This window comes from Chroococcidiopsis sp. CCALA 051 (assembly GCF_003015105.1).
In the GTDB taxonomy this organism is placed as follows: Bacteria; Cyanobacteriota; Cyanobacteriia; order Cyanobacteriales; family Chroococcidiopsidaceae; genus Chroococcidiopsis; species Chroococcidiopsis thermalis.
The window spans coordinates 14,879-26,620 of record NZ_PYCI01000017.1; the positions used below are offsets into that span (position 1 = coordinate 14,879).

Annotated in this window: 11 protein-coding genes; 6 read left to right on the top strand and 5 right to left on the bottom strand. The window is 43.4% G+C overall.

The features are described 5' to 3' along the window. Positions 1-52 precede the first annotated feature (52 nt). On the top strand, positions 53-820 hold the full coding sequence (locus tag C7Y66_RS06110) for a DeoR/GlpR family DNA-binding transcription regulator (RefSeq protein WP_106544885.1): 768 nt from the start codon (positions 53-55) through the stop codon (positions 818-820). Between the two features lie 206 nt (positions 821-1,026). Here the strand turns inward: C7Y66_RS06110 and tkt are convergent, their stop codons facing one another. From tkt to acpP, 3 genes are all read right to left on the bottom strand, one after another. Continuing rightward, the gene (gene tkt / locus C7Y66_RS06115; protein ID WP_106544886.1) at positions 1,027-3,057 is read right to left on the bottom strand and encodes a transketolase; all 2,031 of its coding nucleotides are present in this window, start codon (positions 3,055-3,057) and stop codon (positions 1,027-1,029) included. 181 nt (positions 3,058-3,238) lie between these two features. After that, positions 3,239-4,489: a beta-ketoacyl-ACP synthase II gene (fabF, locus tag C7Y66_RS06120; RefSeq protein WP_015153805.1), complete on the bottom strand. Its 1,251-nt coding sequence runs from the start codon at positions 4,487-4,489 to the stop codon at positions 3,239-3,241. A gap of 165 nt (positions 4,490-4,654) precedes the next feature. Beyond that, on the bottom strand, positions 4,655-4,906 hold the full coding sequence (acpP, locus tag C7Y66_RS06125; protein WP_015153804.1) for an acyl carrier protein: 252 nt from the start codon (positions 4,904-4,906) through the stop codon (positions 4,655-4,657). Between the two features lie 373 nt (positions 4,907-5,279). On the opposite strand from acpP, the gene C7Y66_RS06130 reads away from it, so the two are divergent. From C7Y66_RS06130 to glsA, 5 genes are all read left to right on the top strand, one after another. Further along, positions 5,280-6,185 carry a CoB--CoM heterodisulfide reductase iron-sulfur subunit B family protein gene (locus tag C7Y66_RS06130; protein WP_106171577.1) on the top strand — a complete coding sequence of 302 codons (906 nt, stop codon included), beginning with the start codon at positions 5,280-5,282 and terminating at the stop codon, positions 6,183-6,185. 158 nt (positions 6,186-6,343) lie between these two features. Continuing rightward, positions 6,344-7,189 (top strand): diaminopimelate epimerase, encoded by an 846-nt coding sequence (gene dapF, locus C7Y66_RS06135; RefSeq protein WP_106544887.1) that lies wholly within the window; start codon positions 6,344-6,346, stop codon positions 7,187-7,189. Positions 7,190-7,227: 38 nt separating this feature from the next. Continuing rightward, on the top strand, positions 7,228-7,686 hold the full coding sequence (locus C7Y66_RS06140) for a cupin domain-containing protein (RefSeq protein ID WP_106544888.1): 459 nt from the start codon (positions 7,228-7,230) through the stop codon (positions 7,684-7,686). Positions 7,687-7,706: 20 nt separating this feature from the next. Beyond that, positions 7,707-8,261 (top strand): SMI1/KNR4 family protein, encoded by a 555-nt coding sequence (locus C7Y66_RS06145; RefSeq protein ID WP_106544889.1) that lies wholly within the window; start codon positions 7,707-7,709, stop codon positions 8,259-8,261. 20 nt (positions 8,262-8,281) lie between these two features. Beyond that, complete coding sequence (glsA, locus tag C7Y66_RS06150) at positions 8,282-9,187, top strand: glutaminase A (RefSeq protein WP_233222548.1); 906 nt, start codon at positions 8,282-8,284, stop codon at positions 9,185-9,187. Between the two features lie 76 nt (positions 9,188-9,263). Here the strand turns inward: glsA and xseB are convergent, their stop codons facing one another. Both xseB and C7Y66_RS06160 read right to left on the bottom strand, forming a co-directional pair. Then, complete coding sequence (gene xseB, locus C7Y66_RS06155) at positions 9,264-9,512, bottom strand: exodeoxyribonuclease VII small subunit (protein ID WP_106544890.1); 249 nt, start codon at positions 9,510-9,512, stop codon at positions 9,264-9,266. Between the two features lie 121 nt (positions 9,513-9,633). Continuing rightward, a complete protein-coding gene (locus tag C7Y66_RS06160) occupies positions 9,634-11,646 on the bottom strand; it encodes a glycoside hydrolase family 55 protein (protein ID WP_106544891.1) in 2,013 nt (670 codons plus the stop codon). Positions 11,647-11,742 lie beyond the last annotated feature (96 nt).

Consider the following 11,742-nt stretch of genomic DNA (forward strand, 5'->3'; position numbering starts at 1 on the left):
CTTATAAGGGTGCAATTTCAAGATTGAAAACGCAATTTCAGGCAGAGCGACTATGCTAACCGCAGAGAGACGGCAATACATCTTAGATATTCTGCGCCGCGATAAAAAGGTGCTGTCATCGGAACTCAGTACGGCGCTGAATGTTTCTGAGGATACGATTCGTCGAGATTTGCGTGAATTGGCAGAGTCGGGTTTGTTGCAACGGGTGCATGGTGGGGCGCTTTTGGCTTCACCTGCGATCGCGAGTTACGCCGATCGCCAAAAACAAGCACCGAAAGAAAAAGAGGCGATCGCCCGTGCTGCGGCAAAATTAGTTTGTGCGGGGCAGGTGGTAATTTTGGACGGGGGTACGACGACGCTTCAGGTAGCTTGTCATTTACCGCTAGATTTACAAGCAACTGTCGTCACAAATAGCCCGCCAATCGCCGTTGCGTTGGCAGATCATCCCTATATTGAAGTCGTGATGTTGGGCGGACAGCTTTATAAAAAAGCCATAGTTAATGTTGGTGCGGCTACTGTTGAGGCGTTACGGATGATTCGTGCCGATTTGTGCATGTTGGGGGTATGTAGTTTGCATCCAGAAATTGGGATTAGCGTGACGAATTTAAATGAGGCGTACGTCAAACGAGCGATGATTGCAAGGGCGGCGGAGGTGGTAGGATTGGCGACAGCTGCGAAATTAGATACGGCTGCATCTTATGTAGTTGAATCGATTCACGCTTTGACTTATCTGGTGACTGCGTCGACTGTATCGGATCGGGTGTTGGCTGCTTATAAAGATTTGGGGTTGGCGATCGTGCGTGAGGAGGATGGGGACTGATTTGTGTCACGCAAAGACGCACCAGCCGCAGGCGAAGCGAAGCGTTAGGCGCGAAGAAGATCGCTAAAGAGATCTTTGGTTGCGATCGCCATTTCTTCTACGTGCGTTCATCTGCGTTTAATTGCAGAAAAAAGGGGTTTTCGCGAAAACCCCAGACCATAAGTAAACAGTAGGGGCGCACAGACGTGCGCCCTTCTAATAGGTATTTAGCCCAACAAAGATTTAGCTTTTGCCAATACGTTATCGACGGTGAAGCCAAACTTCTCCATGCAAACATTGCCAGGAGCGGAAGAACCGTATTGGTCGATGCCGATCGCGATTCCTTCGGAACCAACATAACGACACCAGCCAAAAGTCACGGCTGCTTCTACGGAAACCCGCTTTTTCACTGCTTTGGGTAGCACGGATTCTTTGTATTCTGGAGTCTGTTCTTCAAAAATTTCCCAGCAAGGCATGGAAACGACTCGTACTTTTTTGCCTTCACCGCGCAATTGCTCGGCTGCTTTGACGCAAAGTTGAGTTTCGCTACCCGTGCCGATTAAGATGATGTCGGGTGTACCTTCGCTGTCGGATATGATATAAGCGCCTTTGGTTACGCCTTCAATCGAGCTACCAGCTAGGTTGGGTAAGGCTTGGCGAGTTAAGGCGAGTACGGAAGGACGTACTTTGTTGCCCGAGCGCTTGCCTTTAGCTGCTTCGATCGCGACTTTGTAAGCTCCCGAAGTTTCGTTACCGTCAGCCGGGCGAAGCACGTACAGCTCGGGTATGACTCGCAAAGCTGCCATGTGTTCCACTGGTTGGTGGGTGGGACCATCTTCACCTAGCGCGATCGAGTCGTGAGTCATGACGTAGATTACGCCTGCTTCCGACAGTGCCGAAAGCCGAATCGCCGCCCGCATGTAGTCTGTGAAAACTAGAAATGTAGCGCAGTAGGGAATTAGCCCCGATCCATCTAGGGCAAGACCGTTACAAATAGAACCCATACCGTGTTCGCGCACGCCAAAGCGGATGTAGCGATTTTGGTATTGTCCTTTTTGGAAGTCGCCCGAATTCTTGAGCAGGGTATTGTTAGAAGGAGCCAGGTCAGCAGAACCACCAATCAATTCTGGCAGCACTTCCGCGATCGCATTCAAGCAATTACCGGAGTGAACGCGGGTAGCGATCGCTTTATCTTCTGGCTTGTAGGTGGGCAGAACTGAATCCCAGTTTGGGGGCAGTTCGGCTTCGTGCATCCGTTCTAGGGTGCGAGCTTCGTCAGCATATTGCTGTTTGTAGCGATCGAACATTTGGTTCCACTCTTGTTCGAGTTTTGCACCGCGATCGATCGCTTTACGCCAGTGGTTGAGTGCATCTTCTGGTACTTCAAACGGCGGGTGATTCCAACCTAAATGTTCGCGGGTGGCTTTAACTTCATCTTCGCCTAAAGCTTCGCCGTGAGCGTGGCGAGTATCGGCTTTCTTGGGCGATCCGTAACCAATGGTTGTCCGCACTTTAATCAGAGAAGGCTTGTCGGTGACGGCTTTTGCTGCTTCTATGGCTTTTTGAATGCCATCTAGATCTGTGTTACCGTCTTCTACTACCTGGACGTGCCAATTATAAGCCTCAAACCGTTTACCAACATCTTCTGTAAACGCTAGGTCGGTGGAACCGTCAATCGAAATGTGGTTGTCGTCATATAGAGCAATTAGCTTACCCAGTCCCAAGTGTCCGGCTAAAGAACAAGCTTCGCCAGAAACACCTTCCATGTTGCAACCGTCGCCTAAGATGACGTAGGTGTAGTGGTCGATGATGGGGAAATCGGGTTTGTTGAATGTGGCTGCTAGGTGAGCCTCAGCCATCGCAATTCCCACACCATTCGCGATTCCCTGTCCCAATGGACCAGTGGTAATTTCTACCCCTGGATTCATAAAGTTTTCTGGATGACCTGGGGTTTTTGATTCCCATTGACGGAACTGCTTGAGGTCATCTAAAGTTAAATCTTCATATCCAGTTAAATAGAGCAGGGCATACAGCAACATACTGCCATGTCCCGCCGACAGCAAAAAGCGATCGCGATTCAACCAAGCCGGATTTTTAGGATTAAACCGCATGAAGCGATCCCAAAGCACGAATGCCATCGGAGCAGCACCCATCGGCAGCCCAGGATGACCCGACTTTGCCTTTTCTACGGCATCAATTGCCAGAAAGCGGATTGAGTTAATACAAAGTTCTTCAAGGGATTGGGTTGCAACAGCCATAATTTCTAGTTTGTTAACGACAGTTCAGCTCGCAGTTGCGGCTCAATACATAAGATGCTAAATGCTTGGCATCGCCCTCGGCACGCATAAGCGATCGTCCCATACTTCGAGATCGCCATGCAAGCCTTTTTTTGAGGGAGCAGTGTAGAGACGTTGCATGTAACGTCTCTACACTGCTCCCTTAGACATATTTTTTAAATGCCAGGGTAACGTTGTGTCCGCCGAAGCCGAAGGAGTTGGATAGGGCAACGTTGACGGTGTGGGCGCGACTTTGATTTGGGATGTAATCTAAATCGCATTCTGGATCGGGGTTTTCCAAATTGATTGTAGGCGGAACCCGATCGTGGGCGATCGCCATGACTGTCGCAACTGCTTCAATTCCTCCCGAACCGCCGAGTAAATGACCCGTCATTGACTTGGTGGAACTGATGGCAACTTGATAAGCTGCTTCACCCAAGGCTGTTTTAATTGCCGCTGTTTCGCTCGGATCGTTGACTGGGGTACTCGTACCGTGAGCGTTGATGTAGTTTACTTGCTCTGGCTTAATTCCACCATCTTTGAGACACAGAGCGATCGCCCTGGCTGCGCCTTCTCCTTGAGGGGCAATTCCCGTCATGTGGTAAGCGTCGCAAGTCATGCCATAGCCGACAATTTCCGCATAAATTTTGGCTTTCCGACTCAGGGCGTGTCCTAATTCTTCCAGCAATAAAATTCCTGACCCTTCTCCCATCACAAAACCATCGCGATCGCGATCGAACGGACGACTGGCGTGGGTTGGATCGTCGTTGCGGAAAGATAGCGCCCGCATCGAGGCAAATCCCGCTACCGATAGGGGTGTAACAGCGGCTTCCGTACCACCACAAATCATCGCTTGGGCGTATCCGTGCTGGATCAGTCGAAATGCCTCGCCAATTGCGTTAGAACCCGCAGCACAAGCTGTTACAGGACAGGAGTTCGGTCCTTTTGCACCGACGTGAATTGCCGTTAACCCCGCCGCCATATTCGCGATCATCATCGGAACCATGAAAGGGCTACAGCGATCGGGTCCGCGATTGAGATAAATGGTTTGCTGTTCTTCTAAAACTTTAATCCCACCAATCCCCGTACCGAGCATGACACCGACTTGTTCGGCATTTAACTCGTTAATCGTAAACTGGGCATCGGCGATCGCCTGTAAACTTGCAGCAACGCCAAATTGTGCAAAACGATCCATCCGTTTCGCATCTTTGCCATCCATGTATTGCTGCGGGTCGAAACCTTTCACCTCTCCGGCAATCCGGCATCTATGCTGTGATGGATCGAATAATGTAATCGAACCAATACCATTGCGACCGCTTTGCAATCCTTCCCAGAATTCAACTGGATTATTGCCAATTGGCGTAATCGCGCCAACACCAGTCACCACAACCCGTTTTTTTTCCAAATCTGTCATAGCTCAATTCTCAGCCAGCTTCTTCACCCGTGAACTATTTGTCATATCCTTCGGGAAGGGCTATTCTTCGAGAAGCCCCCCTTCGGGTGTCTACGCCCTACGTCATTCGTCATTTGTCATTGCTGGCGAACAAAGGACAAATGACAAAGGACAAGTGACTAACACTTACGCGGATGTAGCAACTTTATTGTTGATGTAGTCCACAGCTTCTTGTACCGTGGTGATCTGTTCAGCTGCTTCATCAGGAATTTCAATATCAAATTCTTCTTCTAGAGCCATTACCAGCTCTACTGTGTCCAGAGAATCGGCATTGAGATCGTTAGCAAAATGAGCCGAGGGCGTGACCTTACTGGCTTCAACGCTTAGTTGCTCGGTGACGATTTTCTTTACTTTTTCAAAAATTTCCGTTTCGCTCATACGATGACTGTCCTTAACCAGTTGCTAGACCTTGAACTTAGGTAAAATGCTTTTGAGCATATTCATCTTATCGAAAAGCGCGATCGTATATCTCTCCACATGGTCTATTTTCTTTTTGTCACCAAATGAGAGGTGAGAGAGAAGGGTAGCCAGGATATCCTTCTCAGGCTCGATCTATCAGCGAGTTCTGGAAGAATTACGACTTCAATCTGTTTCTGTGATGACAAAGACTGTACGGGTTAACGTAGAAACCTAGTGGAAATACTAGCGATCGCCCAGGGCTATCAAACAATCACCTGCGACTATCAAAGCGTTAGCTTAGAGTTATATTCTTCTTACCCCTGACTCCTAAACCCTATTGACTATATTTACCATGTCATCTACAGCTTTAAAATACGCATATTACCCTGGTTGTGTCGCTCAAGGTGCTTGTCGGGAATTGCACCTATCAACTCAAGCGCTAACTCAAGCTTTAGGAATTGAACTAATAGAGCTAAAAAAAGCCGCTTGCTGCGGTTCTGGTACGTTTAAAGAAGATTCGCAATTGCTAGAAGATACTGTTAATGCCAGGAATATTGCTTTAGCAGAAGAATTAAACTTACCTCTTTTAACTCATTGCAGCACTTGTCAGGGTGTCATCGCTCACGTTGACGATCGCCTTAAAGAATCTCAACAAAGCGATCCAGCTTATCTAGATAAAGTTAACGGTTTTCTCCAAAAAGAAGGCTGTTCCCCCTATCGTGGCAGTACGGAAGTCAAGCATTTACTTTACGCGCTGGTGACGGATTATGGTTACAAGGCAATTCAGCAAAAAGTTACCAAGTCTTTGAGCGGTTTAAAGTGTGCGGCTTTCTATGGTTGTTACCTACTGCGCGCTCGTAAAACTATGCCCTACGACGATCCATTTAATCCTCAAGCAATGGAAAATATGTTTGAAGCAGTGGGAGCAACACCAGTCTATTATCGCGGACGCACGCAATGTTGCGGTTGGCCTCTTTCCAGTTATGCCACCGAACAATCATTTAAAATGGCAGGAATGCACATTCAAGATGCGATCGCCTCTGGTGCAGATTGTATGGTGACACCTTGTCCTTTGTGTCATTTAAATCTCGATTCTCGTCAACCAGAAGTTGAGAAAGTTATCGGGAGAAAACTTGGTTTACCAGTCTTACATTTTCCCCAATTAATTGCTTTGGCGTTAGGAGTTGCACCGAAACAATTAGGATTAGAACGACATATTGTTTCTACCCGTCCGGTGTTGGAAAAATTGGGATTGTGATTTTTGGATAAAAGAGGGCGGGTTTGTGAAGATCCTGACGTGAAAGAGGGCGGGTTTGTGAAGCTCTTCATTTTTATCAAAGCTCGTCAATAAACCCGCCCCTACAGCATTACGGACAAAATTATGTATTTTGACTTTTAAATTTTAACTTTTTACAAATGGTAACTGATTTTTATAAATATCATGCTTTAGGTAACGATTATATTGTTATCGATCCAAACATATCTAATTTAAACCTCAATGAGATAGCGATTAAACTAATTTGCGATCGTAATTTTGGTATCGGTTCCGATGGTATCTTATATGGACCTATCCTTGTAGGGGAAAAGATAGAACTGAGAATTTTTAATCCCGATGGTAGCGAAGCTGAAAAAAGTGGTAATGGGATTCGGATTTTTTCAAAATATTTAGTTGACGCTCAGTATGTCAAGACACAAAAATTTTATTTAACAACTTTAGGTGGTGAAGTTGCTGTAGAAATTTTGAACCCAGAAGCAACACTGATAAAAGTTGACATGGGAACTGTGACTTTTCAAAGCGACTTAATTCCTGTAACTGGTTTGCCCCGCCAAATGGTTGATACTGAATTGCAATTAGAGGGCTTATCTTTAAAAGTAACTTGTCTATCTATTGGTAATCCTCACTGCATCATTCCTATAGCACAAGTGTCGCGAGAACTTGCTGTTACTTTGGGTAGTAAAATTGAAAATCACCCAATTTTTCCTAACCGCATAAACGTACAGTTTTTACAAGTTCTCGATCGCCAAAATATTAAAATTGAAATTTGGGAGCGGGGGGCTGGTTATACTTTAGCTTCTGGTAGTAGTAGTTGTGCGGCTGCAAGTGCTGCTTATAAATTAGGCTTGGTGGATGATACAGTTAAAGTACATATGCCAGGAGGAGAAATTGAAGTTGAAATAGAAGGCGATCGCGTTTTTATGACTGGTAGTGTATCGGCTGTAGCTAAAGGTGAATTTGCCGAGGATTTTCTGAGATCTTTTTAGTGGACTTTTGTTTAAGTTTCTCAGATATAGATAAAGAAATGTTGATTAATCCTGAAAATATCCCGGAAAAATCGGGAACTAATTATCCTGAAGAGTTTAAATCATTTGTAGCAGGACGTTATCGAAAGCGATTGGGTAATGCAGCAGGGCTGAAAAACTTTGGCGTAAATTTAACTCGATTGATGCCTGGAAGTTATTCTGCTTTAAGGCATTGGCACACAAAACAAGATGAATTTATTTATGTCGTGTCAGGAGAATTAATTTTAGTTACTGATGAAGGCGAACAAATTTTAACCGCAGGTATGTCAGCAGGTTTTCCGGCTGGGGTTGCGAACGGACATCATTTAATCAATCGTTCAAATGCAGATGCAGTATATTTAGAGATTGGCGATCGCACTCCTAATGATGAAGCTGATTATCCTGATGTCGATCTAATTGCTAAATTGAATTCTGAAGGTTGGGTTTTCACTCGCAAAGATGGAAGTTTGTATAGTTAAGGTAATAAATAAAGTTTTTTATGAAAGAAATTTGGCAGCGCATAGACTTATGGCTTCAAGTCAATGCACCACAAATTTTTGAGACATTGCAATCTGGTGCTTCTGAGGCTCAAATTGCCGAGCTTGAAACAATACTCTCCATCAAGCTATCTGAAGATGTAAAAGCATCCTACCGCATTCACAACGGTCAGTCTATCTATAAAGAAGGATTATTTGAGGGACGAGAGTTTTTATCGCTCAACCGGATTCGAGATGAATGGGAAGTTTGGAAAGATCTTCTCGATTCTGGAAAATTTGAAGGCTATGAAAGCGACCCTGATAGAGGAATTCGCAACAATTGGTGGAATGAGAAATGGATTCCAATTACCTACGATGGAGCTGGTAATCATGACTGTTTAGATTTAGATCCAGCAGATGGCGGAACTGTAGGGCAAATCATGACAATGTATCATGATTCGAGCGATAGAAAGATTGTATCTTCAAGCTTGCGTGAGTGGCTTCAGAAATATGCTGATGAGTTGGAGTCGGGTCGGTTTATACTGCAAGAAAATTATGGAATACAACCCGTTGAATAACCTTGTATAACAGACAAACATTGAAATCTCTGAGCCAGACGCAACTAGAAACTTGGGTAATGCAAGCACGCAGGCATACTCAAGAAGGAAAACTACCTAAATACATTCCTCTATTAGCCCAAGCTAATCCAAATTGGTTAGCAGTGCAAATTCAAACTGTGACAGAACAAAGCTATAACGCAGGCGATACTCATTGTACTTTCCCGTTAATGAGTGTTGTCAAGCCCTTGGTTTTGCTATTTTTGTTACAGCAACTAGGTGCAGAAGTAGTCTTCTCTCATGTAGGAATGAAACCATCCGATCTGCCTTTTAATTCTCTGACTCAACTGATAGCAGATGAAGGTTTTCCTCGCAATACAATGATCAATAGTGGCGCGATCATACTTTGTTCTATTCTCCCAGGTATCAATGCATTTTCTCGCTGTGAGAATCTACGTTTGTGGCTGAATCAAACCGTAGGTTGTCAGCTAACTTTAGATAACCAAATGCTTGATTCTGTGCGTTCTTTACCTAACGATCGCAACCTTGCGATAACTCGACTATTAACTAAAGCTGGCAATATTCACTCGCCAGAAACTACTCTAGATGCATACAATCATGTTTGCTGTTTAGCTGGTACGGTAGCTGACTTAGCACGGATAGGAATGTTACTCGTACAAGCTCATGACGCGATCGCGCCCCAAAACCGTCGTATAGTAAATGCAACTATGACGACTTGTGGTTTATACCAAGCTTCAGCACGTTTTGCCTCAGAAGTAGGCTTACCGACAAAATCGGGGGTTAGTGGGGCAATTTTGTCAATTGTACCGACTCAAGGTGCGATCGCGTGTTACAGTCCTGGTTTAGACGAAACAGGTAATTCCAAAGCTGGTATATTCTTAATACAGCAACTCGCTCAAAATTTGAATTTAAGTATATTTGGCTAACCTTTATTTTTTGACGATAAGTTTTGCCCAAAACACTCCACCAGTTTTTGACTTCTCACTTTTGACTTTTGACTTTTTAAGATTCATTATTCAAAGTTTCAATCAGCAAATCAACTTGCTGCTGTCTTTGTTGCAAAAAAGTTTCGCACTGTTTTAACTGCTCTACAGCTTGAGTAAATTGCTCAAACACCTCTTCTAATTCTAACTCGCCTGCTTCAATTCGAGAGATAATTGACTCAACTTCTGCTACAGCTACTTCATATTTCCAAGCATCGGGTAAAGGTGAAGTGTTTGATTTAGTTTTGGAATTGGAATTACGAGACATATCAAAAGAATTTGCGAATAAGAGAGTTTGCTAAACGAACTTTTATTTTACATATTAGTAAGCTTACTTCAATAATAGTATAGGTGGTTAATGCCCACCCTACTACTTTTGAATTTTTTTGCTATTTATAGCCCACAAACAAAGGCATTCTACCAGGAAAATCCTTACTCAGTAGTTGGCGCTTCACGCCGTTCCGAGTCTCTTCTACTTGAATATCATAGTTTTTGTGTTCACCGTAAGCACTGACAGAATAAATCAATGACTGACTAGAGTTATTGCTAATAAATGCAGCTTCCTGCTTTTCTTGAGCAGTGAAGTCATGTACCGGATAAATTAAAGTCCCCAAAACTTCTGTTTTACCACCTTTAGTCGTATTAATTACAGAACCCTTCCCCTCAGTTTTTAATCCCAAAATCCAGAGCGTTCCACCTTTATTTTCAATTTTAGTACGTGCTGCATCTAAAGTTTCAACATTTAACTGCCTCGCCCAAACTTGATGGGGATAGTTAATTCGCAAACTAATTCCTACATCTTCTAAAAAGAGTTTGCCAGATTTGGGAAAGTCTTTGTATTCGTAACTGCCATGTTTAATTACAACAGTGCGTGGCGAAGCGTGTTCTACTGCTACTCCATACCCGAATTGTTCGATAATTAATGGCTTATCGCTATTTTGTTCGACTCGAAATACAATTCCACCACCATTGAGAATAGAAGAAAAGCCGACAATACGCTGCACTGAAGCCGGAACATTGAAAACTTTTTTATCGTGAGAAAAATATGTACCAAATGGAAAGTAAATAGTCGATTTACCTGAATCTAGTGCATCTTTTAAAGAATCAGTTTCTCCGTACCATTGAGGAGAAAAAGCCATCCAATTAGCTAAATTCTTATCCTCGAAAACTGGTGTTTCTTCAATTGGTAAATTGAGCGATTGCATTGGACTATCAAACAGATTATATATTTTGTCAGAGACGTATTCACTTACGCTTGTACCAGGAACTATAGTTTCTTTGTGATGAATTGCCGATTGATAACCGCTGGTATTTATATTTCTCGCATATAAATAACCGTTGTTTTCAATAGCACTGGCTTTTGCCGCACCACCTTGAAAATTGCCATCTACAACAATTATCATGCCCGCTGGTGCTTGATTTTGAATGACTGGTACAGAATTTTTACTCTGAAGTTTACGAATTGCTAATGTATTACCATCATTTAAAATACCTGCAACTTTTTGCTGTTGAAGTGTAATTTCCTCGAACGTAGGACCATATTCTAAGTTTTTAGTGACAATGCCGTAGTCAAATCCATTAATTTGTACGTTCTTAATTAAACAAGGTCCTGCCCATTGTCTCGACATATCTAAACCAACTTTTCCTTGTCCGTCACCAGAGCGAATTGAAACATTCCACAGAGAACCAAAATTATTAGAAATATAGTCAATCCCGATCGCGCCTGGATTATTTTTTCCCGTATCTACGGTTAAATCTGTAATATTTTGACGAAATGACATATTACCATCTATAGTCTGTATGACTGGTTTAGGAGCATTGCGATCGCCGAAACTTTTCGTCTTGTCTTTGAGTTTAATAATACTAATTTCCGCCCCTTGTCCCTGCCAACTCATACAGCAACCCTTCCAAGTTAAAGTATTGCTGATTAAATAAGTTCCAGCCGGAAAATACAGAGCTTTTGGCTTGCCAAAATAATCTTGTTCTTCGTCGCGTTCCTCATCTAGAGCTTTTTGAATTGCTGCCGTATCATCTGTAACGCCATCACCTTTTGCGCCATATTGAGTTTTAACATTAGCTGAGATAAAATCGCTTGGAAAAGCTTTTTGTATTGGATTGCGTTCGATTGTTTTATTAGTAAACGTAGTTGGCGTAATGGCATTACCAGATACTAAAGTTGGAGGTTTACTCGAACTGGAATTTTCTGTGGGTGATGGAGAAATAGGCTTTTTTGAAGGATTGGCGTTAGTTATATTAGAGCTAGCTATATCTACCACGTGTAAAGGTGTGGATCGTGAAAACTTTAGAGCTAATTGCGGTACTAGAAAAATTGCTGCTAAAGCTACCCATACAAATAAAATTAACAACCAAATAAATCTACGTAATTTCGCGGAAATTCTCATACAATACTTCTTCCTAAGCGAACGAAATTCGTGACGACAATAACTCAATTTATCTACACGAACTCAACATACTGTAGAAAGTTTTAACCTGTGACA